20 protein-coding genes are annotated in these 22,927 nt (G+C 60.9%); all 20 read right to left on the reverse strand.

Annotated elements, in window-relative coordinates; all coding sequences use genetic code 11:
* The 20 genes from ACQRAP_RS02030 to ACQRAP_RS02125 all read right to left on the reverse strand — a co-directional run bounded on the left by ACQRAP_RS02030 (position 1) and on the right by ACQRAP_RS02125 (position 22,925).
* Positions 1-1,671, reverse strand: coding sequence for a ribonuclease J (locus ACQRAP_RS02030; RefSeq protein WP_117654800.1), 1,671 nt, complete (start codon positions 1,669-1,671; stop codon positions 1-3).
* Positions 1,672-2,322: 651 nt separating this feature from the next.
* The gene (locus tag ACQRAP_RS02035) at positions 2,323-4,569 is read right to left on the reverse strand and encodes a polyribonucleotide nucleotidyltransferase (RefSeq protein ID WP_427794772.1); all 2,247 of its coding nucleotides are present in this window, start codon (positions 4,567-4,569) and stop codon (positions 2,323-2,325) included.
* 150 nt (positions 4,570-4,719) lie between these two features.
* On the reverse strand, positions 4,720-4,998 hold the full coding sequence (rpsO, locus tag ACQRAP_RS02040) for a 30S ribosomal protein S15 (protein ID WP_154516313.1): 279 nt from the start codon (positions 4,996-4,998) through the stop codon (positions 4,720-4,722).
* Positions 4,999-5,136: 138 nt separating this feature from the next.
* Positions 5,137-5,886 carry a DNA repair protein RecO gene (gene recO / locus ACQRAP_RS02045; RefSeq protein ID WP_427794773.1) on the reverse strand — a complete coding sequence of 250 codons (750 nt, stop codon included), beginning with the start codon at positions 5,884-5,886 and terminating at the stop codon, positions 5,137-5,139.
* 15 nt (positions 5,887-5,901) lie between these two features.
* Complete coding sequence (gene era / locus ACQRAP_RS02050; RefSeq protein WP_427794774.1) at positions 5,902-6,975, reverse strand: GTPase Era; 1,074 nt, start codon at positions 6,973-6,975, stop codon at positions 5,902-5,904.
* Between the two features lie 12 nt (positions 6,976-6,987).
* Positions 6,988-7,365, reverse strand: a complete 378-nt coding sequence (locus tag ACQRAP_RS02055; RefSeq protein WP_427726826.1) for a diacylglycerol kinase family protein — start codon at positions 7,363-7,365, stop codon at positions 6,988-6,990.
* A 9-nt stretch (positions 7,366-7,374) separates the two neighbouring features.
* On the reverse strand, positions 7,375-7,884 hold the full coding sequence (gene ybeY, locus ACQRAP_RS02060; protein ID WP_427794775.1) for an rRNA maturation RNase YbeY: 510 nt from the start codon (positions 7,882-7,884) through the stop codon (positions 7,375-7,377).
* A complete protein-coding gene (locus tag ACQRAP_RS02065) occupies positions 7,881-8,867 on the reverse strand; it encodes a PhoH family protein (RefSeq protein WP_427794776.1) in 987 nt (328 codons plus the stop codon). The genes ybeY and ACQRAP_RS02065 overlap by 4 nt, the downstream gene beginning before the upstream one ends.
* Positions 8,848-10,140, reverse strand: coding sequence for a MiaB/RimO family radical SAM methylthiotransferase (locus tag ACQRAP_RS02070; protein WP_427794777.1), 1,293 nt, complete (start codon positions 10,138-10,140; stop codon positions 8,848-8,850). The genes ACQRAP_RS02065 and ACQRAP_RS02070 overlap by 20 nt, the downstream gene beginning before the upstream one ends.
* A 9-nt stretch (positions 10,141-10,149) precedes the next feature.
* Positions 10,150-11,298, reverse strand: a complete 1,149-nt coding sequence (dnaJ, locus tag ACQRAP_RS02075; RefSeq protein WP_427794778.1) for a molecular chaperone DnaJ — start codon at positions 11,296-11,298, stop codon at positions 10,150-10,152.
* 81 nt (positions 11,299-11,379) lie between these two features.
* Positions 11,380-12,483 carry a DnaJ domain-containing protein gene (locus tag ACQRAP_RS02080; protein ID WP_427793467.1) on the reverse strand — a complete coding sequence of 368 codons (1,104 nt, stop codon included), beginning with the start codon at positions 12,481-12,483 and terminating at the stop codon, positions 11,380-11,382.
* 58 nt (positions 12,484-12,541) lie between these two features.
* The gene (hemW, locus tag ACQRAP_RS02085; protein WP_427794779.1) at positions 12,542-13,774 is read right to left on the reverse strand and encodes a radical SAM family heme chaperone HemW; all 1,233 of its coding nucleotides are present in this window, start codon (positions 13,772-13,774) and stop codon (positions 12,542-12,544) included.
* Positions 13,775-13,776: 2 nt separating this feature from the next.
* Positions 13,777-14,820, reverse strand: a complete 1,044-nt coding sequence (dusB, locus tag ACQRAP_RS02090) for a tRNA dihydrouridine synthase DusB (protein WP_427717514.1) — start codon at positions 14,818-14,820, stop codon at positions 13,777-13,779.
* A gap of 4 nt (positions 14,821-14,824) precedes the next feature.
* Positions 14,825-16,636 (reverse strand): translation elongation factor 4, encoded by a 1,812-nt coding sequence (gene lepA / locus ACQRAP_RS02095; protein WP_154516289.1) that lies wholly within the window; start codon positions 16,634-16,636, stop codon positions 14,825-14,827.
* 96 nt (positions 16,637-16,732) lie between these two features.
* Positions 16,733-16,999, reverse strand: a complete 267-nt coding sequence (rpsT, locus tag ACQRAP_RS02100; protein ID WP_022094714.1) for a 30S ribosomal protein S20 — start codon at positions 16,997-16,999, stop codon at positions 16,733-16,735.
* Positions 17,000-17,132: 133 nt separating this feature from the next.
* Entirely contained in the window at positions 17,133-18,095 is a 963-nt protein-coding gene (gene holA / locus ACQRAP_RS02105) for a DNA polymerase III subunit delta (protein WP_427747932.1), read from the reverse strand.
* Between the two features lie 78 nt (positions 18,096-18,173).
* A complete protein-coding gene (locus ACQRAP_RS02110; RefSeq protein WP_427794780.1) occupies positions 18,174-20,477 on the reverse strand; it encodes a DNA internalization-related competence protein ComEC/Rec2 in 2,304 nt (767 codons plus the stop codon).
* Positions 20,474-21,184 carry a helix-hairpin-helix domain-containing protein gene (locus ACQRAP_RS02115; protein WP_427794781.1) on the reverse strand — a complete coding sequence of 237 codons (711 nt, stop codon included), beginning with the start codon at positions 21,182-21,184 and terminating at the stop codon, positions 20,474-20,476. The genes ACQRAP_RS02110 and ACQRAP_RS02115 overlap by 4 nt, the downstream gene beginning before the upstream one ends.
* 214 nt (positions 21,185-21,398) lie before the next feature.
* A complete protein-coding gene (gene thiI, locus ACQRAP_RS02120; RefSeq protein ID WP_427794782.1) occupies positions 21,399-22,643 on the reverse strand; it encodes a tRNA uracil 4-sulfurtransferase ThiI in 1,245 nt (414 codons plus the stop codon).
* A complete protein-coding gene (locus tag ACQRAP_RS02125) occupies positions 22,644-22,925 on the reverse strand; it encodes a DNA-directed RNA polymerase subunit omega (RefSeq protein WP_370450597.1) in 282 nt (93 codons plus the stop codon).
* Between the last annotated feature and the right edge of the window lie 2 nt (positions 22,926-22,927).

Here is a 22,927-nt window from a genome sequence, read left to right on the forward strand (position 1 = left end):
CTAAACCTCCATGACGACCGGGATGATCATCGGACGGGTGCGCGTACGGCTCCAAATGAAGTTGGAGAGCGAATCGCGCACGGCCTTGCGAATGGCATCGGAGCCACTGCTCGTAAAGCTAAACTTGCCCTTCTCGATTGTCTTCATGATGGATGCGGAGGCATCCTCGGAGAACTGATCGTCGATGGCAAAAGAAACACCACGGCCCGAGAACTCGATGGCCTCGATCTTCTTGTGCTTGAGCGAGACGATGGCGACAGCCGTGACCATACCGTCATTGGCGAGCTTCTGACGATCGCGCAGGACGATGGGGTCGGTATCACCGATGCGCAGGCCGTCGACGTAGACGACGCCGGACTCGACGGGCGTGCCGCGCTTGACAATACCACCGCGCATCTCGAGCGTGTCGCCGTTATCGAGGATAAAGATGTGATCATCCTTAATGCCCATCTTACGGGCAAGCTGGGCATGGGCACGCAGGTGCACGGCCTCGCCGTGAACCGGCATAAAGTAGGTGGGCTTGGCCATGGCCATCAGAAGCTTGAGCTCTTCCTGGCTGCCGTGACCCGAGACATGGACGAGGGCACGGTTCTTGTCCCACACGTCGCAGCCAAGCTTGGCCAGGCTGTTGACGACCTGCTGGACGGCCTTCTCGTTGCCGGGGACCGGCGTTGCCGAGAGGATGACGGTATCGCCCTCGTGGATGGAGAGCGTCTTGTGCTCGCCGTTAGCCATGCGGGACAGCGCCGACAGCGGCTCGCCCTGAGAGCCGGTGCACATGACGACAATCTTGTCGTCAGGCAGGTTATCGATATCGAAGGCATCGATGATATCGGCATCGTCGATGTTGAGGTAGCCCAGCTCGCGCGCCACGCGGGTGTTGGTGAGCATGGAACGTCCGGTCACGACGACCTTGCGGCCGCACTTGCGGGCGGCGTCGCAAATCTGCTGCAGGCGATGGATATGGCTCGAGAACGACGCGACGAACACGCGGCCCGGGGCATTCTTGATGGCGTGCAGCAAGTTGGGGCCGACTTCGGCCTCGGACTTGGTAAAGCCCGGAACCGTGGCGTTGGTGGAGTCGGAAAGCAACAGGTCGATGCCCTGTTTAGCAAAGCGACTGATGGCGGCATAATCGGGCGTGACGCCATCGATGGGCGTCTGGTCGAGCTTAAAGTCGCCCGTGTGCATAACGGTGCCCTGGTTGGTGCGAATGAATACGCCCAAAGCGCCCGGAATTGAGTGCGTCATAGAGAAGAAGTCGAGCGAAATGCCACCAAGATTGACATGGCTACCGCCCTTGACCTCGCGGAACTTGGGCGCGCGGATGCGGAACTCGGAAAGCTTGCCCTCGATGAAACCAAGCGTCAGCTTGCTCGAGAAGATGGGCACCTTGTTGTTGAGGTCCTGCAGCAGGTACGGAAGCGAACCGGTATGGTCCTCGTGGCCGTGGGTGACGATGATGCCGCGGAGCTTCTCCTCGTTCTCCAGAACATAGGTGTAGTCGGGAAGCACCAAATCGATACCGGGCTGGGAGTCGTCGGGGAACATAAGGCCGGCGTCGACGAGCACCATGTCGTCGCCGCACTCGAAGACCGTCATATTCTTGCCGATGCCGTCAAGGCCTCCGAGCGGAATGATCTTCAAGGGAGATGATTTTTTAGCTGCCATAGGTTCGTGCGGTTTCCTTTCTTCGAAACGGGTCTGGAACAACCGACGGGGCGCTTCTGGCAAACCGACCGCCGGGAACGTACAAACATGCATCACGGAGTCGATGCAGTAACCGCATTATGATACCCATTTGCCCACCAACAGACCACCCGTGCATCAAAGCCCCATCCAAACCGGTCTATCCCGCCGGTCTGGGGCCATCGGGGGCCGGGGCGGGTTAAGTTTGCTGCTCTACAGTCCTGCGCAAGACGGAAAGCACATTAAGTGCTTTCCTTTGCGTGCGGAACTCGCGACAAACTTAACCCGCCCCGGCCCCCGATGGCCCCAGACCTGCCAAAAAGGGACAGGTTTATTTTGGTCGGTTTTATCTGGGGTAATGCCGCACATGCGATTATCTAAAGATCTGAATTCAGATAACTGAATAGACTATCTGACAAAATCGAAACCCGCACCCACCAGCCCTTTTGCTATTCCCGGCGGGGGCCGCGGGTAAAGTTTATCGCGAGTTCCGCACGAGCCGGAGAGCACTTAATGTGCTCTCCGTGCGAGCAGGACTGTAGAGCAGGAAACTTTACCCGCGGCCCCGCCGGGAATAGCAAAAGGGCGACCCCTGTCCAGAGTCGCCCTTATTGAGCAGTGTGTGTACGGCTGTTACTCGGCGTCGTGGTGACGGCGGGGCTTGCGGCCTCCGTTGTCACCGGGACGGCGCGGACGGTCGCTGCGCTCGGAGCGCTCGCGACGCGGACGCTCACGGCGCTGGAAGTGCTCACCGTCGCCCTCGGAGGCACCCTCGGCACGAGCCGGAGCCTCGGGCTTATCCAGACGATCGAGCGAGATCTTGCCGCGATCATCGACCTCGATGACGACGACCTTAACCTCGTCGCCCACATTGAGGACATCCTCGACCTTCTCCACGCGGCCCTTGGCGACGCGGGAGATGTGCAGCAGGCCGTCCTTACCGGGCAGCAGGTTGACAAAGGCGCCAAAGGGCTGGATGGAGACCACGCGACCGGTGTACTCCTCGCCCGGCTCGGGAACCTTGATGATGAGCTTAATGCGCTCGACAGCCTGGTCGACGGACTCGCCGGTGCCGCCGACAAAGACAGTGCCGTCCTCCTGGATGTCGACCAAAGCACCGGTCTCGTCTTGGATGCCGCGGATGACCTTGCCGCCGGAACCGATGACGTCGCGGATCTTGTCGGTCGGAACCTGGATGGAGACGATGCGCGGAGCGGTGCTGCGCGTGGTGTGGCGCGGCTCGGGGATCACATCGAGCATCTTCTGCAGGATGAAGGCGCGACCCTCCTTGGCCTGCTGCAGGGCGCGGGCCAGGATGTCGAAGGTAAGGCCGGTGGCCTTGTTGTCCATCTGCAGAGCGGTAATGCCCTCGGTGGTGCCGGTGACCTTAAAGTCCATATCGCCCAGGAAGTCCTCGAGACCCTGGATGTCGGACAGGACCACGGTCTTGCCCTCCTCCTGGATCAGGCCCATGGCGATACCGGAGACCGGGCGCTTAATGGGAACGCCGCCGTCCATGAGGGCGAGCGTGGAGCCGCAGGTCGAAGCCATCGAAGAGGAGCCGTTGGACTCCATGACCTCGGAGACCACGCGGATGGCGTAGGGGAACTCGTTCTCGTCGGGGAGCACCGGAAGCAGGGCGCGCTCGGCCAGGTTGCCGTGGCCGATCTCGCGGCGCTTGGGGCTACCCATGCGGCCGGTCTCGCCGGTGCAGAACGGCGGGAAGTTGTAGTGGTGCATGTAGCGCTTGCCCTCGGTGGGCTCGATGGTATCCAGACGCTGGCCCTCGTTGAGCATGCCGAGCGAAAGGACGGAGAGCACCTGGGTCTGGCCGCGCTGGAACAGGCCGGAGCCATGAACGAGCGGCAGGTAGTTGTCCTTCACCATAATGGGGCGAATCTCATCGGCGGCACGGCCGTCGACGCGCTCACCGGTCTCGACGACCATGGTGCGCATGGCCTTCTTCTCGAGCTTCTTGAGTGCCACGGGGATCTCGCGCTCCCAAGCGGCCTGCTCCTCCTCGGTGAACTCGGCACGGATGGACTCCTTCAGAGCCTCGACCTTGCCGATACGGGAGAGCTTGTCGGCGTCGCGAAGGGCGGCTGCCATCTCGTCGTAGTGGGCGAAGATGCGCTCCTGGACCTCCTCGACGGGCTGGTCGAGCGGGTACTCCTTCTTGACGATAGCGCCGTTGACCTGCTCCCACTCGGCAACGAACTCGTCCTGAGCCTGGCAGAAGGCAGCGAGGGCCTCCTGGCCAAACTTCATAGCGGCGAGCATATCGTCCTCGGAGATCTCATCGGCGCCGGCCTCGACCATCGAGATGAAGTCGGCAGAGCCGCCCAGCTCCAGGTCCAGATCGGAGTTCTCGCGCTCCTCATAGGTGGGGTTGACGATAAACTCGCCGGTCTCCACGTTGCGGCCGATGCGCACGCACGCAAGCGGGCCCTCGAAGGGCACGCCGCCGAGCGTCATGGCCAGGGAGGCACCCATGACGTTGATGACGTCGAAGGGGTTGACCTGGTCGGCGACGAGCGAGGTGGCGACGATGTGCACCTCGTTGCGGAAGCCGTCCGGGAAGCTCGGGCGAATAGGACGGTCGATCATGCGGGCCGTGAGCGTGGCCTTCTCGCTGGGACGGCCCTCGCGCTTGAGGTAGCCACCCGGAATACGGCCGGCAGCGTACATCTTCTCGTTGAAGTCGACGGTCAGCGGAAAGAAGTCGTAGTTCTTGCGCTCCTTGGAGACGACCACGGTGTCGAGCATCGTGGTGTCGCCCTGCTTGACCAGACAGGCGCCGGTGGCCTGCTTGGCAAGCTCGCCCGACTCAAAGGTGTAGGTCTTGCCGTACAGCTCAAAGGTCTTGGATACGAGTGTCATTGTTCTCCTTTACCCCGCAGGCCCCTTGCCTGCGGGCTTCTCATGTGACGCGGGCCCCCTGCCCCCGCCACGCTTCAGAGCGTGATTATTCACGCCCTTACACAAAAAGAGCGCCCCGCTGCGCAGGACGCTCTTAGCATGTACAAATCCTTACTGGATGTTGTCGCGGATGCCCAGAGCCTTGATGAGCTCACGATACTCGACGACGTCGTTCTTCTTGATGTAGGAGAGAAGACGACGACGGCGACCGACGAGCATGAGCAGACCACGACGGGTGTGGAAGTCCTTCTGGTGGGACTTCATGTGCTCGGTCAGCTCCTTGATGCGCTCGGTCAGGATGGCGACCTGAACCTTGGGGTTGCCGGTGTCGACCGGGGTGTTACCGAACTGGGCAGTCAGCTCCGCCTTGCGCTCTTTGGAAACAGTCATTGTTTCACCTTTCGTTTCGCGTCGCCCGCGGGCGACTCTATTCGCCTCGGACTGGGAAGCCGCCGGTGGAGCGAGCATCCAAGGTCGAGGTACCAACAGGTCGGTATGTTACCACAAGCGGACCGCGTCTGCCCATCATCACCGACCCAACATGAATTCCATCGCGCGAAGACGCTGATCGGCGTGCGTCGCAGCCCAAACATGCGAAAGCCCCAGCAAAAAGGCGGCAGTATGGGGATCGACCCTCTCGGCCATGAGCGCATCGAAGGTCATGGACATGAGGGCGCGCAGCCATGCGACCTCGCCGGTCGACACCAGCTCGGCACCCGGAACGCTCGACGCGCACGACCCGCACATGAGCCCGCCCGCCTGGGGCGAAAAATACGACAGCATGGGGTCTCCGCACAGTACGCAGGCCGAAAAATCGGGTCGATAGCCAACGTGCGACAACAGCTTAAAGACATATGCCGCCACAAGCAGGTCCATATGTGCCGTGTCGAGCCTGCTGCCCACCAGGGCAAGTGCTCGCTGCGTAATGGCAAAGGTAAACGGGTCCTCGGCGTCCTCGAACGAGCACACGCGCGCGACCTCGGCGATCGCGCTTGCGGCGCAGGTCGTCTCGTAATCGGGCGCGGCGCCGAGCGGCGCCTCCATAAGCTCGGCCTGGGAAACCACGTCGAGTGACCGTCCGTGCGCGAGCAGCATATCGACGGTACAGAACAGCTCGCAGCGCGCCGCCAGGCGCCCGCCGGGTTTGCGCGCGCCCTTTGCCACGGCACGGACCTGCCGACCCCGCTCATCAAGCATCGTCAAGATCAGATCGGTCTCCTTGAGCTTGGTCTTATCGAGGACGAGTACCTTTGTGCGATATGTCCGTGAGCCTGCCATGAGCGCCGCGCGCCCTTAGTCCTCGGCGTTGTAGCCAAAACGGCGAATCTGGGCCTCGTCGTCACGCCAGCCGGCCTTTACCTTCACATCCAGCTCCAAAAAGACCTGCGTGCCAAAGATGCGCTCAAGATCGCGACGGGCGTCGATGCCGATATGCTTGATCATCTCGCCGCCCTTACCGATGATGATGCCCTTTTGGCCCTCGCGCTCGACGTAAATGGTGGCATGCACGCGCAGCACCTTCTTGGTCTGCTCGAGCGCATCGCAGATTACGCCAACGGAGTGCGGAATCTCATCACGGGTGCGGCGCAAGACCTTCTCGCGCACAAACTCGGCAACGAGCGTCTCGTCGGAAGCGTCGGTACCCATGTCCTCGGGGAACCAACGCGGGCCCTCGGGCAAAAAGTGCGCAACGGTCTCGATGAAGGCATCGACGTTAAAGTTCTTGACCGACGACGTCACGATCTCATCGTCATATTCCATAAGCTCGTGGGCGGCCTTAAGCTGCTCCATGACCTGTGCGGGATCGGCCTCATCGGCCTTGGTGAGCACCAGAACCTTCTTGGAACGGGCGCATCTGACGCGCTCGGCAACCCAGGCGTCTCCCCTGCCGATCGGTTTGGTGGCATCAATTAAAAACGCGACGACATCGACATCGTTTAGCTCGAACAACGCGCTCTTGTTGAGCTCGGACCCCAGACCGTCCTTGGGTTTGTGAATACCCGGGGTATCGACAAAAACCAGCTGGTAGCCAGGGCGATTGACGACGGCGCGCATGCGACGGCGGGTCGTCTGGGCCACCGGCGAGGTGATGGCGACCTTTTTGCCATAGCAGGCGTTGAGCAGCGTGGACTTACCGGCGTTGGGGCGGCCGACCAGGGCCACGAAGCCGCTGCGGAAACCGGGCTCAACGTCGCAAAAGCCCGCGAGGCTGTCGTCCTCGTCGCACAGGGCGTCGAGCTCCTCGTCACTCATGCCCTCAAACGGGTCGAACTCCTCGACCTCGCAAGCCTCAGTCGCTTCGGCATCCACAGCATCCAGGGACTCGTCGTCCAGCGTTTCATCGATAGGCTGCATATTGTCGGACATGAAGATCCCTTTCTAAATAAAGCCGAGCGCGTGGGCAAATACCAACAAGCCCACAATCGCGGCGGTGATGGAAAGAACGTATACGGAGGCGGCGGCGATATCCTTTGCACGCTTTGCCAGCGGATGGAACTCCTGGGTCGCCAAATCGACAATCGCCTCCATGGCGGTGTTGCACAGCTCGCCGTGAATCACCAGGCCGCAGCAAATGATAATCGTAGCCCACTCGGCAATGTCGAGCCCCACGATGCAGCCGGCAATGACAGTGCACACACCCGCCACGAGCATGACCTTAATGTTACGCTCGGTCTTGACGGCGGTAACGAAACCCTCCATGGCGTAGGAGAACGACTTTAAAAAGGACGGATGGTCCTTGTTCGATCCGGGAATCATAGACGGCTCCTAGTCGTGGGCATGGTTGGTGATGGGGCCGACGTGAACCAGCTTGGGGTCCTCGCCGCGCTCGAGCGCCAGATCGCGCAGGATGGCGTCCTCGCGGGCCTCCATGACCTCGGCCTCGTCGTCCACGATATGATCGTAGCCCAGTAAATGCAACATGCCATGCACGAGCATCAGGCGGCACTCATCGGCAGGGCTATTGCCAAAGCCGGGGGCCTGACGGGCAATGACCTGCGGGGCCAAGATGATATCGCCGAGCTCGAGCGTCTCGTCGGCTGGGATATCCTCGTCAAAGGCCGAGTCGCATTCAAACGAGAGGACATCGGTGGTACGGTCGATACCGCGCCACTCGTGGTTGAGCTCGCGCATCTCATCCTCATCGACATACGAAAGGGAAATCTCGACTTTTCGCTCAACGCCCTCGGCAGCAAGCACGACCTCGCAGATATGCCCTACCTCCTGCGCGTCAAGCAGCGTATCGAGCTCGGCATCGTTGCTGATCAATACACTCAACGGGACTCCTTTCGGTCGCGCACGCGTTTCTCGCGCACGTCATCATAAGCATCATATGCCTCGACGATTCGCCCCACCAAGGCTTGACGCACCACGTCGGCACGCTCGAGGTGCGAAAACGCGACATCGTCGACACGACCCAAAATCTGCTCAACGTCGGCAAGACCGCCGCGACGACCTACCAAGTCACGCTGGCTCAGGTCACCGGTAATCACAAACCTGGAGTTAAAGCCCAAGCGCGTCAGGAACATCTTCATCTGCTCGGGCGTGGTATTTTGAGCCTCGTCGAGCACCACGAAGGCATCGCTCAGCGTACGACCGCGCATGTAGGCAAGCGGGGCGATCTCGATCACGCCACGCTCCATAAGCTCATCGGTGCGCTCGCGATCCATCATGTCAAAAAGGGCGTCGTAGAGCGGACGCATGTAGGGATCGATCTTTTCCTCGAGGGTACCGGGCAAAAAGCCCAAGTTCTCCCCCGCCTCGACAACCGGACGCGTCAAGATCAGACGGCCCACCTCGTGACGCTTGAGCGCGGCAACGGCAAGCGCCATGGCCAGATAGGTCTTACCGGTACCGGCAGGACCCAAGCCAAACGTGATGGTATGCGAGCGAATGGCATCCACATAGCGCTTTTGACCGAGCGTCTTGGGGCGAATGGCACGACCGCGATACGAAAGCAGTACATCATCGCGAAGCGACGTAGCCCCGTACTCACCGTCGCGCAAGACGGCCAGGCAGCGAGAGACATCGTCGACAGACAGCGTCCGTCCGGCGGCAACCTCGCGAAAAGCATGCTCGAAAAAGCGCGCCACAAGCTCGACCTCGTCCGGGTCACCGCACACGGCGATACTGTCGCCACGGGCGACCACGTGGGCGCGAACCAAGCTCTCGAGCGCACGAAGGACGCCGTCGCCGGCACCCAAAACGCGCGAGGGATCAATTCCATCGGGAACGGTAAGTCTAATCTTCGAGGCTTCCATGAACCTCCCTGCGTGCATGGACCAAGCCGGAATCATCGACTCCGATGATAGCAACATCGAGCAGGCACGGGGCTGTGAGTCCGCAGGTATCGTCAAGACGGGCATGATGGAACGAACCGAGCGTCAGGTTGTCGCCATACTCGAGCACGGCACGCTCGACGGTGCCCACGCGACGGCGGGCGTCGGCAATGGCGAGTTCCTGCGCCGCGGCTCGCATACGACGGCTGCGCTCAGCCATAACCTCGGGCGGCACCTGGTCGGGCATGTCGGCAGCAAGGGTACCGGGACGCTTGCTATAGCGGAAGACATGCATGCGCGAAAAGCCCACGCGACGGCACAACGCCAGCGACTCCTCAAATTCCTCGTCCGTCTCGCCGGGAAAACCGACAATGACGTCGCACGAAAGGGACGCCTGAGGCAAGTTGGCGCGGATCATACGCACCGTCTCCTCAAATGCCTCGGCGCTATAGGGACGGCCCATGCGATGCAGGGTCGCCGTACAGCCAGACTGCACGGGCAGGTGCAAAAACGGGGCGATGCGCTGCGGATAGCGCGCCATGACCTTAAGCAGGGGCTCGGAGATATCCATGGGCTCGACCGAGGAAATGCGCACATGCGGAATAGACGTACGCTCCATGATGGCCTCGAGCAGCTCGTCGATCTCGACGTGTTCGTCGGTCGCACTCTTGCCATCGTAGGCGCCCAGGTTCACGCCCGTCAGCACCACCTCGGGCACGCCGGCCTCCTGAGCCTCACGAACTTGTTCGAGCACAGACTCGACAGGCACGGAGCGCTCGGGGCCGCGGGCCTTCCACACAATGCAATAGGTGCAACGATGGTTGCAGCCGTCCTGGATCTTCACACCCAGACGCGAGCGACCGAGCGCGTCGACCACGTCGCCGTCGCTACAGGCAGCCACGCTATCGGACTCAACGCCCAGCACCTCGCAGACGCGTTCGGCGACATCGATCTTAGACGGCTCCGCGATCACGCGGTCCGAAAGCTCCAGAAGCTCCTCGGGGTGCAAATTGACAACGCACCCGGTCACGACCACATAGGGCTCTTTTGGATGAGCCAGCGCATGGCGGACGGCCTTACGGGTCTTGGCCTCGGCCTCGCCCGTAACGGCACAGGTGTTAATGACGATCAGCTCCGCATCCTGAGGCTCCACCATTGCAAAACCCAGGCGCATAAGATCGGCAGTGATACGGTCGGACTCAACCCGGTTGACACGGCAGCCGAGGTTAATAACAGAGATATGAGGTGCGAGCACGCGGGCTCCTTAATCGAGGATGTCGTCGAGAGCGCTCTTAATGCGATCGGTCACCGATTTCTTGCCGGAAGCGACATCGTCGCCCGACTCGGCGGCGAAAGCCTCGAGCAGCTCGCGCTGCTTGGCGGAAAGGTTCGTGGGGACGAGCACGCGCAGCTGAACGATCAAGCGTCCACGCGAGCCGCCACCGCCGATACGGGGCATACCGTAGTTGTTGACACTCACGGTGTCGCCGTACTGCGTACCGGCGGGGACGCACACCTTGACGACCTCGTCGGGCAAAATGCCCTCAACCTTAATCTCGCAGCCGAGCGCAGCCTGCGCAATCGAGATATCGCTCACGAGGTACAGGTCGTCGCCGTTGCGTTTAAAACGCTCGTGATCGGCGACGCGCACGTTGACGATCAGGTCGCCCGAGGGCTCACCACGAAGGCCTGCCTCGCCAAAGCCGCTCACGCGCAGCTGGCGACCGGTCGAGACGCCGGCAGGGATATCGATGTCGATCTTTTCGTGCGAAGGCGTGCGGCCCTGACCGTCGCAGGTCTCGCAGGGATGGTCGATGACCGTGCCTTCGCCATGGCAGTCGGGGCAGGGCGAAGAGGACTGAACCTGACCCAGGAACGAGCGCTGGACCGTCGTGACATAGCCCGTGCCGTGGCAACGGCTGCACTGCTTTTCGGCCGCACCCTCGGCCCTACCGGTGCCATTGCAATCATCACAGGGGGCAAGGCGGTCATAGCTGATCGTCTTTTTGCAACCGAGCGCCGCCTCCTCAAGGGTCACCGAAAGGGAGATGGCCATATCGCGGCCGCGACGACGCTCGCGGCGATTTCGGGCGCCACCGCCGGCGCCGCCGCCAAAGAACGACGAAAAGAGGTCGTCCATGCCCATGCCGCCAAAGATATCGTTAATGTCGACATAGCCGGAGCCACCGGGGCCGTCGGGCGAACCGTAGCGATCGTAGTTTGCACGCTTCTGATCGTCGGAAAGAACGGAATATGCCTCGTTGAGCTCTTTGAACTTGGCCTCGGCATCGGGGTCGTCCGAAACGTCCGGGTGTACGATACGGGCCTTCTTTAGAAACGCGCGCTTAATCGTCCGCGCGTCGGCATCCTTGTCGACGCCAAGTACCTCGTAGTAATCCCTATTTTCCGACACGACCGAATCCTTCCGACTTTCATTATTGTCACAGTGCGTCCTATACCCAAGCTGGGCCGACCGCAAACAAAGGGTTTGATGTTATTGCATTGCGTAGGGCGAAAGCATGGCACGTTGCGAGCAGCTCGCAAACCAAACCGACACGAGAGCAAACATAAATCCGTTGGCAAAACCGTTGGCAAACTGCATCGCGCCGCGCTTCCACCACAGCAGGCTGCGGTGAAGCACGCCGTCCGAGAGCACCATGAACAAGCCCATGGCAAACGGAACAAAGCACATCATGGCAAAGGCCGAGAACACGCCCGAGATGGCCGACAGCACCAAAAAAGGCGCCACGATGCCCATCAGGTAAAAACCGGTACGAGCCTTGCCCTCCAGGCGTTCGGCCTCGACATGGGCGCGCCCGACCAAATCGCCGCCCGAGGCACCGTTGGTGCCGGCGTGACCCATGCCGTCAATATGGACCTCGTCGCCATCATGCGTGCCGGCAGGAAACTCAATCGTCTGCTCGGAGGTCACACGGGTCCGCCCGCTGCCACCGCAATAGGGGCAGGGGTCGGCGACGACCTTACCGGAACCGCCGCACTCGGGGCAGACCGACTGGAACGTGCCGGCACCAAACAGGAAGGACAGGTCGACGTCGATGTGGCCGCGACCGCCGCAGCTCGGACAGGTATGTGCATGCTCGGACGAGACAGAGCCCGAGCCTCCGCAATGACCACAGGTATCGAAGCGCGTATAGCGGACGGTCTTGCGGGCACCGCCCTTGGCCTCCTTGGCGTCGAGCTTAATATCGACGACCACGTTGGCGCCGTTCTCGGGATTATAGGCAGCCTGGCTGCGACGCTGCTGGCCCCAGGCGCCACCAAAGGGAAAGCCGCCCTCAAAGGGATTGCCATAGCCTGCGCTGCCGGCGTAGCCGCCGCCATAGGGCGAAGCAGAAGGAGCGCCGGCGAAGGGATTGCCCGAGCGCATGGCATCATAGCGCGCACGCTTCTGCTCGTCCGAAAGCACGGCATAGGCCTCGGAAACCTCTTTAAACTTTTCCTCGGCATCCGGCTCTTTGTTGACGTCCGGATGGAGCTTGCGGGCCTTTTGCTGAAAGGCCTTCTGTATATCACGCGAGGTGGCGTCCTTGGAGACACCCAAGATCTCGTAGTAATCTTTTTCGTTCATCGTCGCCATGCGCGGCAACCTCCTGCTCACAGCAGCGTATATATTGCGGTAATTCTACCCGAGCGGCCTAAGCTAGACCCCAAAACAGCTCGAACAGCATATTTCCATCGAGCCAGCCCAAGTGGGTGGGCACTAAACGGGCGCGGGCGCGACCTGCTACAACATCTTTTGAGGTGATGCGCCCCGCATGCCCCTCGACATCATCGGGTACCCAGGTGGCAAGGCCCAACTCGAGCGCACGGTCGCAGGACGCCGCCAGCTCGCCTGCAGGAATCACGCTTGCCGAGCGAACCAACAGGTCGGGCCCAATGCCACGCGTCATGCGGCAGGCAAGCATCAAATCCTCCGCCGCCGCCTCACGCTGCGACAGATACTCGGCATCAAACGTCATCGCGGCATCGTCGCGTTGCACCAGACGCACGCGATACGCATCGCCGCGAGCGGGCACGTCGGGATAAAGCCCGGCCAAGCGATCGAAATCCTCGGCGTCGAGCATACCGGCGGCAGAGCGACCCAGGCCCAGGTAACCCCGTCCGGTCCAGTAGGCAATGTTGTGGGCGCACTCATGTCCGTCGAGTGCATAGCTTGCCACCTCATACGGGTGATAGCCGGCCGCGCCCAGACGCTCGCGCGCCGCTTCCATGCACGCAGCCTGAAAATCCTCGTCGGGCTCGAGCGACTCGTCGCAGAACGCCATGCGGTAGAGCGGCGTGCCTTGCTCGAGCGTGAGCGGGTACACCGACACATGTTGCGGCGCCGCTGCCAACACGCCATCGAGCGTGCGCTTCCAACTCGCTGCGGTCTGCCCGGGAAGGCCGCACATAAGGTCGCACGACACATCGAGCCCAGCGTCATTAACCGTCGTGATGGCAGCGAGCGCCCGATCGGCATCGTGAATACGGCCGATGGCGGTAAGTTCGGCATTATCGAGCGTTTGCACGCCCAGAGAGACGCGTGTGACACCAACCTTGGCAAGCGCAGCGGCAAGCTCGGCGGTCAGCGACTCAGGATTAGCCTCGCAGGTAAACTCAACGGGCTTGCACCACATGCAAATACGCCGGGCAAGCTCCACCAGACGCTCTCCCGCCAGCGACGGTGTTCCGCCGCCAACATAGACGGTGCGGACCTGTGCAAGCGCCCCGGTGTCTCCAAAGGCATCAAGGCGCGCATACAGCTGCTCAAAATAGGCATCGAGCGCAGCGCTCAGGTCGCACGGAGCAAAACTGCGTGAGTCAAAGTCGCAGTACCGACACTTTTGAGCGCAAAACGGCACATGCACGTACAGCGCGGTAACGGCCACCGTTAGGCCTCCAGCGGATGAGCGGGCACCGACTCGCCAGCGGCAAGTGCGGCCTCGCAGGCCACCACATCGCGCTCGATATCATCGACCAATGCCATGAACTCCTCATATGTGGAGCAACGCACCACCTGGGCACGCCAGGCGGCAGCATGGGGCATGCCCTTTAGATACCAGCTTGCATACGTACGGGCACGAGACATGAGCGGCAGAAGCTCATGCGTCAGCGTGAGATGCTCGCGCAGGGCGTCCAGGCGCTCGACAGAGCTGCGCACCGGCACCGGTACGCCATTGAGCGCAAGGGCGCGAGCATCACCAAAGACCCAGGGATTACCGTAGATGCCGCGTGCGATAAACACCGCGCTGGCACCCGAGTTGCGCAGATGCTCCGCGGCATCCTCGGCCGAGAACACGTCGCCCGAACCGATGACGGGAATCTCGACGGCATCGGCCACCTCATCGACGACCGACCAATCGGCCTGACCCGTATAGAGCTGCGTGGCACAGCGACCATGCACCGCCACAGCAGCGGCGCCCGCCCCCTCGAGCATCTGGGCAAACGTCGCGGCATTGCGATCTTCGGCGTAAAAGCCTTTGCGGATCTTAACGGTCACGGGCACGTGCGCTGCGCCCACCGCCGCCTCGACGATCTTCTCGGCCAGCTCGGGCGTGCGCATGAGCGCCGAGCCCTCCCCTTTGGTGACGACCTTGCGAGCCGGGCAGGCCATGTTGATATCGATCAGCGACAGGCGATCGCCCACACGCTCCTCGACGGCAGCGACGGCGCTCGCAAATTGATCGGGCTTGGAGCCAAAGAGCTGCACGCAGATCTGCCGCTCCTCGTCGGCCGGCAGCACCAGGCGCCACGTCTTATTGCTGGCATAGGCAAGGCCCGCCACGCTCACCATCTCGCTATAGGCAAGATTGGCGCCGCGGCGGCGGCACATGATGCGATAGGCGGGATCGGTCACGCCGGCCATGGGAGCCATAAGGAACGGCTGCTCGGCATAGGCACCCAGCAGCCGCGTACTGTATTCAGAAAGCGCCATGGAACTACTCGTCCACCTTGAGGATCGCCATAAAGGCCTCTTGCGGGACCTCGACCGAACCGATGGCCTTCATGCGCTTCTTGCCCTCTTTCTGCTTCTCGAGCAGCTTGCGCTTACGCGAGATATCGCCGCCATAGCACTTGGCCAAAACGTCCTTGCGGCGCGCCTTGACGGTCGAGCGGGCAATGATCTTGTTGCCGATGGCACCCTGAATGGGCACCTCGAACAGCTGGCGCGGAATAATTTCCTTAAGCTTGTCGCACAACCCGCGGGCCAGCCCATAGGCCTTGTCCTTGTGCACGATAAACGAAAGCGCGTCCACCTCGTCGCCCGAAAGCAGGATATCGAGCTTGACGAGCTCGGAGGGACGATACTCGTTGAACTCATAGTCGAGCGACGCATAGCCCTTGGTGCGGCTCTTGAGCTGGTCAAAGAAGTCCAGGATGAGTTCGGCGAGCGGCATGTCGAAGCGCATCTCGACCGATTTGCTCGTGAGGTGGATCATGTCGGTCGTAATGCCGCGGTGCTCGATAGCGAGCTGCATGACGGCTCCCGTATACTCGGGCGGGCAGATAATCTTGGCCTTGAGGTAGGGCTCCTCAATGCGCTCGATGCGCGTAGCCTCGGGCAGATCCTGCGGGCTGCGGACATCAATCATCTCGCCGTCGGTCTTGTAGACGTGGTAGTCCACCGAAGGGCTCGTGGCGATGAGGTCCAGGTTGAACTCGCGCTCCAGACGCTCCTTGACGACCTCCATATGCAGCAGGCCCAAGAAGCCAACGCGGAAGCCAAAGCCGAGCGCCACCGAGGTCTCGGGCTCCCACACCAACGACGGGTCGTTGACATGCAGCTTATCGAGAGCGTCACGCAGGTTCTCATAATCCTTGTTGTCGATCGGGAACAAGCCCGTATAGACCATGGGCTTGGCCTCACGGTAACCGGGAAGCGGCTCAGGGCAGGGATTCGACGCCCACGTGAGGGTATCGCCCACGCGAACGGCCTCAGGGTCCTTCAGGCCCGTGACCACGTAGCCCACCTCGCCGACCGTCAGCGCGTCGACCGGAGTCTCGGCGGGACGCTTGACGCCCACGCCATCGACCAAAAAGTCGCCCTCGGCCTGCATCATGCGCAGGGTATCGCCCTTCTTGATGGAGCCGTCAAAGACGCGGACCGTGGCGACGACGCCGCGGTACTCGTCAAAGTACGAATCCAGGATGAGCGCCTTGAGCGGAGCCGTCGCATCGCCCTTGGGCGGTGAGATCAAAAAGACGATGGACTCCAGCAGATCATGGATGCCCTCGCCGGTCTTGCCCGATACGCATACGGCATCGTCGGCAGGAATCGCCAGGTCATCCTCGATCTCGGTCTTAACCTCGTCGGGGTGTGCCGACGGCAGGTCGATCTTGTTGATAGCGGGCACGATATCCAGGTTGGCGTTCATGGCGAGCGTCGCGTTGGAGACGGTCTGCGCCTCGACGCCCTGCGTGGCGTCGACGACGAGCACCGCACCCTCGCAGGCGGCAAGCGAACGCGAGACCTCATAGGTAAAGTCCACGTGGCCCGGCGTATCGATCAGGTTGAACTGATACGTCTCGCCATCGTCGGCGTCATAGGAAACGCGAACGGCATTGGACTTGATCGTGATGCCGCGCTCGCGCTCGATATCCATGGTGTCGAGCAGCTGCGATTCCATGTCGCGCTCGTCGACGGTATGGGTGAGCTCGAGGATGCGATCACTGATCGTGGACTTGCCATGGTCGATGTGCGCAACGATCGAGAAGTTGCGGATGTGGGAAATGTCAATTGAAGTATTCATGCGGACTATCTTACCCGAGCGGTACAAAAAATGGAGCCTGTTCCATAAAACAGGCTCCATTTATGCGCGTAATCTGTGTGGTGTGAAATTTACAACTTAGGCGTTGATGCTGTTCACGAGCTTGGCAAGACCGGACTTGCGGTTGGAAGCCTGGTTCTTGTGGATAACATGCTTGGCGGCAGCCATGTCGAGACGCTTGGTGACGGTCTTGAGGGCAGCCTGGGCCTTCTCGGCGTCGCCCTCGGCGACGGCGGACTGGACGTGCTTGGTCAGCGTCTTGAGCTCGGACTTGACAGCCTTGTTACGCATGCGAGCTGCCTCATTGGTGCGGATACGCTTCTTCTGAGACTTGATGTTTGCCACTTCTGGAGTTCCTTTCGAGTTCCTTGCAAAAAATGTATGACACCTCTGAGACACGGTGAGGTCATGCAAGCGCCTACTATAGCACGCTCCCCCTCAAAGGGATAGAACGAATTTGTCAAATAGACAGGTATCATCACGATTTTCTCAAGATGTTCGTAATCCAGAGCAAAAGCGCGTTCTGAGAATCGGCCGAACCCTTAAGAGCGAGCTCAACATCGACCGCGCCCTCGAGCGCCGCGACGAGCTCCGCCATCGAAAAGCGGCGTGCCCAGGTCAGGTGATTCTTAACCTGCCAGGGTTGAAGCTTGAGCGTCGCGGCAAGCTCGCGACCCTGCCCACGCGCATCGAGCGCCTTGGCGACGATAAGCTCGCGAATGCGTCCGCACAGCAGCGTGTAGGTCCACACATAGCTCTTGGCGGGTAGCAGCCCAAAGAGCTCAAGCGAGCGGCGCATATCACGAGCCGAGACCGCGTTGAGAAAATCCCAGGGCTGAACTTCGGCCGTGCGCACGATCCAGCGTTCCACATCGGCAAGCTCAATTTGCGGCGCATCGACCATCTGGGCAAGCTTGGCCAAGTCGTTATCGAGCATGCGAGTGTTTTCACCCGAACGCGAGACGAGTTCCTCGGCGGCCGCCGTCGAGATCGACTTGCCGTGCTGCGTCGCCATCTGCTGCACGCGGCGCGGTAGCTCCCAGCGCTTGGTGCCGGAGCAATCGATCACGGCCTTCTTGTCGATCTTGGCGATCGCCTTATACAGGCGCGTGTTCTTGGCAAGCGAGTCGGCGATGATGAGACAGACCGTTGTGGGGCTTGGACTCGCTAAATACTCGACAAGCGGCTCCGAGACCGCCTTGGCGAGCTTTGAGCAGCCGTCAAGGATTACCAAGCGAAACTCGCTGCCCATGGGAAAAGTGTTGAGCGATCCGATAATGGACTCGATATCGGGGTCCTTGGTCATGTCGCGCTCGTCGAGGTTGAACTCGACCATACCCGACTTTTCCAGACGTGCTTTCATACGCGAGACGGCGTGGTCGCGCTTGACTCCGTCGGTACCGACGATCAGATATGCCGGCAGCAGACCGGTTTCAGACATCGCGCTCCCCTCCCGCAGGCTCTCCTGTTCGTACCGTGCCATTCTATCCCACGGGTTGGTCCCGCGCCAACGGCAGCATCACGGTCGCTGACATCGCATGGCAAAACCGGCCGCAGTCGGCGAGACGGTAATGTCGCCTCTCTCGATAGTGCATGCGAACGCGCCGCCCGCATCGCTAACGGCATCGATGCAGGCATCGGATGGATGGCCGTAGCGGTTGCCCTCGCCCGCGCTCGCAATAGAGAGCTCGGGCTTAAGGGTTTCCAGCAGGTCTGTATCGACAGAATCTTTTGAGCCGTGATGGCCCAGCTTGAGCACATCGATATCACCCACCTCCTGTACAAACTCGCGCTCCTGATCGAGCTCGGCATCACCAGTGAGGAGCATACGCAGGCTTTTGCCTTCCTGAGCATAGGAGAGCAGCAAGACAAGCGAGTCCTCATTGCCCTCACCGTCAACCGTATCAAACGGCCACATCACACGAGCCCGAAATGCGCCGATATCGACTGTGTCTCCGCGAGCCACCTGCCGATACGTGACGCCTGGGCGATTCAGAACCTCAGCAGGCGCGCTGCCCAGCGCATCCGCCGCAACCGCAATGGTTCCCACCGAAAACCGATCGAGTACGTCGGGAAGACCGCCCCAATGGTCTTCATCCCAATGCGTCACGAAGACGGCGTCGATATGGTGGACGTTATTGCGAACCAACGCCGACACCACGCGCGCGTCGAGCCCACAGTCGACGAGCGCCACGGCGCCACCCTGACGAACCAGAATCGCATCGGCCTGGCCAACATCAAGGACTGTCACCGAAGGCGGCGCACATCGATCCCAATAGACATACGGAACGCCCGCCGCAAGCATCAAACACAGCAGCCCCACTGCCATGGGCCGCACGCTGGGGCGTGGCCACAAGACCAAGAGGACCACCAGCGAAAAAGGCACCACGTATACCAAGGGCGTATCGGGCGGCACGCTTACGGATGCGCCCGGAACGGCAGCAAAGAGCTGCTCAAAGAACAGGGCACAGCGAGCGATAGCCATGGGCACCACAAGCGCCCCGTGGCGCAAGAGCGGCACAAGCGAGCAAGGCACCAGCACAACCGAAGATGCGAGAAGAACGCTTATCACCGGACCGATCACGGCATTTGCAAGCGGGGCAATGAGCGAAAACATCCCAAATGCGGGAATGGTTACGGGAAGTGTCGCGATCTGTGAGCACAGCGTGACGGACAAAATACTGGCAACCCCCGATGGCACGCCCAGCTCGCCCAAGGCGTAGGTAGCGTAGGGGCAAAAACAAAGGATGGCAAAAACACTGGCGCACGATAGCTGAAAACCCATCTCGAACAATACTGTCGGCCGCAGCAACATAAAGATTGTCATGGTTAAAAATAGAGCCGAAAGGCCATGCCGACGACGTCCGGCGCCGTTGACGACAAGCGTCACCGCCACCATACAGCACGCGCGCACGGCCGAGGGCGAAGCGCCCGTAAAGACGGCATAGGCAGCGAGGGCCAGCACCAACAGCCCTCTCTGCAGCCCACGAGAGAGGCGAGTCTTTTGCAAGGCGCTCTCAATCACAAACCCAACGATGGCAAGATGGCTGCCCGAGACGGCGATAAGATGTGCGGTGCCCGTTACCGAAAACAAATCGCCCGCCGGCTGAGCACGCAGCTCGGAGGAGCGTCCGCAGACAACGCCGGCAATGAGCGAGCGCGCCGGATCGGTCTCGGGCGCGATAGTGGCAAGGAGCTCGTTTCGCAGCCAAGGCAACGGCCCCGGAAAGCCCTCGTCAACCGATACCAGCCGGATGACCTTAACTTTTCGAAGCTCGCCCCGAAGCACGCGTGAGCGCCCATACGCATCATTCTCAAACCGCGACATTCGACCGATAGCATGCACATGCGAACCGGCACCGAGCTCACGATCACACGACAGCCGTATCTCGCCCAAGCGCTTTCCACCCGCATATGAATCACAGGTATAGGAGTACGTCCCGTCTTTGATGGATGGGTCACCCTGTACAACAAACTCGAGACTGCTCGCAGCTCGATTATCCAGTGCCGTCGAAGCACGCAGCGCCCCTATCGCCCAACCCGCGGACACGACCGCTCCCGCCAGGAGGCCGAGGGCCGCGGCATACAGCCATCGCCTCCACCGCACAAGACGCATGCAAAACCGAGCCGATACGATGCACGCGGCAGCCGCAACGGGAATGGCCATAAGCAATGTGACGGGCGCTGCCCGCTCTCCCAGCAGCAAATCGGCTGCCACGTTAAGTACCAGGCCGCAGCTCGCACACAAGCCAGAACAAAGGGCCATCGTCCACGGCATCAGGGGCCGCGGCGGCATCACATGCTCGCACTCGGACACACTCATACGCAGATGCAATCTTTAATTTTGGCGAGCCTTTTCTCACCGATCCCCGATACGCGCATGAGGTCATCGACCGAGGCAAAGGCCCCGTTTTGAGTCCGCTCATCGATAATCGACTGGGCCGTAGAAGGCCCGATGCCCGAAAGCGTCTGCAGTTCCGCCGCACTTGCCGTATTGATATTCACAAGCCCCGACGAAGACCCCGCACCAGCAGTCATGGCAGCACCGCTATCGACCCCGCCGACCGCCGCAGCTGCTTGTTGCTCCCCCACCATCGGAACATAGATCTTTTGACCATCTGTGATCTTGGACGCACGGTTAAGCCCCGTCACATCCGCCTCAGCCGTGAGCCCTCCGGCGGCATCTATCGCTTGGGACACCCGCGCTCCGTCTTTGAGCCGGTACACGCCAGGCCTCGCAACGGCGCCATCGACATCGACGTACACCTCAGCAGCAGAAGAACTCTTGGCAGACGACTCATCGGCATCACCAGGTAACCCATCCCCGGCCCCGCGCACATCCGAGGCGCCCGCCTCATCACCACGCTCAAACGACACGCCGCTGGAGCGGCTACCAAAACTTGCCATCGCCAAGCCGCTCGCGGCGGCAATGACAATCAGAATCGCCACGACCATCGCCTTATGGCCGAGCAGCTTTTCTGCCCAGCGGTCCATCCGTTTAACCCGTTCGTGTTGCTCGCGTTGCGCCATAGCAAACACCTCCCAACACCATCGTGTCAGGAAACGAGCGCCGTAGCCTCCGCACGCCCACACCGGTTATCGAAGTCAAACCAAAAGCTGACCAAAACCTTGCAGGATAGTGTCCATTTATTCAGATACACGTCGACAAATGAACCGTTTATCGCCTAATGCCCAGATAGATTAAGACCGACGATGCAAATGCACCGCCGGTCTATACACAACATTATTCGTGATCTTGGTAAATCTCACGTGGAGCAAGCTGAGGATGTTTACGTTTTAAGGTCTTAGGAGCCTTGTACGTGTTGCTCTCGAAGTCGATGTACTCGGTCTGTTTGAGCAAGCGCTCAATCATCTCCTCGTGATCGAACAGCTCCCACGCCTCATGCACGGCATCGAGTTTTGCGTGCGTCTCGGGGCGGCGCGGCATAAAGAGCGTGCAGCAATCGGGAGCAGCCTCGGTCGAGATATCGAAGGTACCGATTTCCTCGGCACGCGCGATAATCTCCTGCTTGTCCGAACCGATCAGCGGGCGGAACACGGGGATCTTGACGGCCTCGTTGACGGCCATAATGTTCTCGAGCGTCTGGGAGGCAACCTGACCGAGCGATTCACCGGTCACGATAGCCTTGGCGCCCTCGATATGCGCAATGCGCTCGGCAACCGAATACATAATGCGGCGATACATGATCACACGCAGGTTACTGGGGCAGGTGACGGAAATCTCACGCTGGCAATCGCCAAACGGCACCACGTACAGGCGGCCGATCTGGACGCCCGGCGCAAGAGCACGGATAATGTCCTGCACCAAATACTCGCTCGTATCGGGTGTCTGCGGACGACCGGAGAAATGTACCGGCACGCACACCGCGCCGCGACGCGCGAGCATCCAGGTCGCCACCGGAGAATCGATGCCCGACGACAGAAGCGTCACAACCTTGCCGGCGGAACCCACCGGCAGACCGCCCACGCCGCGCTCGGAGCGCGCATACACGTAAACGCTACCCTGGACCACCAGTACGTGCACCATCGCGTCGGGGTCGTGCATCTGGACCTTTTTATCGGGGAAGGCCTCGCACAGTACCTCGCCAACCTGACGATTGATATCAATCGAGGTGAGCTCGTAGTCGGTGTTAGAGCGTTTGGCATGCACCTTAAACGAATCGAAGGGACCAAACTCACGCAGCGCCTTCACGGCGGCGGCGCAGTACTCCTGCGGGTCGCGGTTGGTGTGATATGCCAGGGACACGCGGGCAACGCCGGGGACGGTGCGAATGACACGCGCCGCCTCGTCGGCCTGATGCTCGTTAAAGGTCACGAGGATATAACCGGAAATTCGAGACACGGCATTCACGGAAAAGGCGGCCAAGGCCGCCTTGATGTTATCCATGAGGATATGCTCGAAATGTGCGCGGTTCTTGCCCTTCAGTCCAACCTCGTGATAGTGGACCAGGCAGACGCGAGCTGCCATTTAGGCTTCAGCAACCTTGTGGCCGAGCGCCTTCTTGTAACGAGCCTCGTCGTAGGAGATATCGCCGTCGACAATCTCGTCCATAGCCATCGAGATGGTATCGGCGCCGGAGAGGCCAATGGTAATGTCATCGACATCCTGAACGGCAAGCACGCGGTTGTGCTGGCCGCGCAGCATGCTGTTAATGTCGCAGGCGCGCTTGGAGGCAAGCGAGGCGAGCAGGAAGCGGTTGTGATCGGTCTTCTCCAGAAGATCGTCAATACAAGGCTTTACAACGGACACGG

This window comes from Collinsella sp. SGI.180 (assembly GCF_050313455.1).
Classification (GTDB): Bacteria; Actinomycetota; Coriobacteriia; order Coriobacteriales; family Coriobacteriaceae; genus Collinsella.

Bases quoted from the DNA above. Each gene is read 5' to 3' on its own strand.
- ACQRAP_RS02035 (WP_427794772.1), bottom strand. From the start codon at position 4,569: ATGACACTCGTATCCAAGACCTTTGAGCTGTACGGCAAGACCTACACC.
- thiI (WP_427794782.1), bottom strand. From the start codon at position 22,643: ATGGCAGCTCGCGTCTGCCTGGTCCACTATCACGAGGTTGGACTGAAG.
- ACQRAP_RS02080 (WP_427793467.1), bottom strand. From the start codon at position 12,483: ATGGCGACGATGAACGAAAAAGATTACTACGAGATCTTGGGTGTCTCC.
- ACQRAP_RS02115 (WP_427794781.1), bottom strand. From the start codon at position 21,184: ATGGCGCAACGCGAGCAACACGAACGGGTTAAACGGATGGACCGCTGG.
- holA (WP_427747932.1), bottom strand. From the start codon at position 18,095: ATGTCTGAAACCGGTCTGCTGCCGGCATATCTGATCGTCGGTACCGAC.
- ACQRAP_RS02110 (WP_427794780.1), bottom strand. From the start codon at position 20,477: ATGAGTGTGTCCGAGTGCGAGCATGTGATGCCGCCGCGGCCCCTGATG.
- ACQRAP_RS02030 (WP_117654800.1), bottom strand. From the start codon at position 1,671: ATGGCAGCTAAAAAATCATCTCCCTTGAAGATCATTCCGCTCGGAGGC.
- dusB (WP_427717514.1), bottom strand. From the start codon at position 14,820: ATGGCGCTTTCTGAATACAGTACGCGGCTGCTGGGTGCCTATGCCGAG.
- ACQRAP_RS02055 (WP_427726826.1), bottom strand. From the start codon at position 7,365: ATGATTCCCGGATCGAACAAGGACCATCCGTCCTTTTTAAAGTCGTTC.
- recO (WP_427794773.1), bottom strand. From the start codon at position 5,886: ATGGCAGGCTCACGGACATATCGCACAAAGGTACTCGTCCTCGATAAG.
- lepA (WP_154516289.1), bottom strand. From the start codon at position 16,636: ATGAATACTTCAATTGACATTTCCCACATCCGCAACTTCTCGATCGTT.
- rpsO (WP_154516313.1), bottom strand. From the start codon at position 4,998: ATGACTGTTTCCAAAGAGCGCAAGGCGGAGCTGACTGCCCAGTTCGGT.
- era (WP_427794774.1), bottom strand. From the start codon at position 6,975: ATGTCCGACAATATGCAGCCTATCGATGAAACGCTGGACGACGAGTCC.
- ACQRAP_RS02065 (WP_427794776.1), bottom strand. From the start codon at position 8,867: ATGGAAGCCTCGAAGATTAGACTTACCGTTCCCGATGGAATTGATCCC.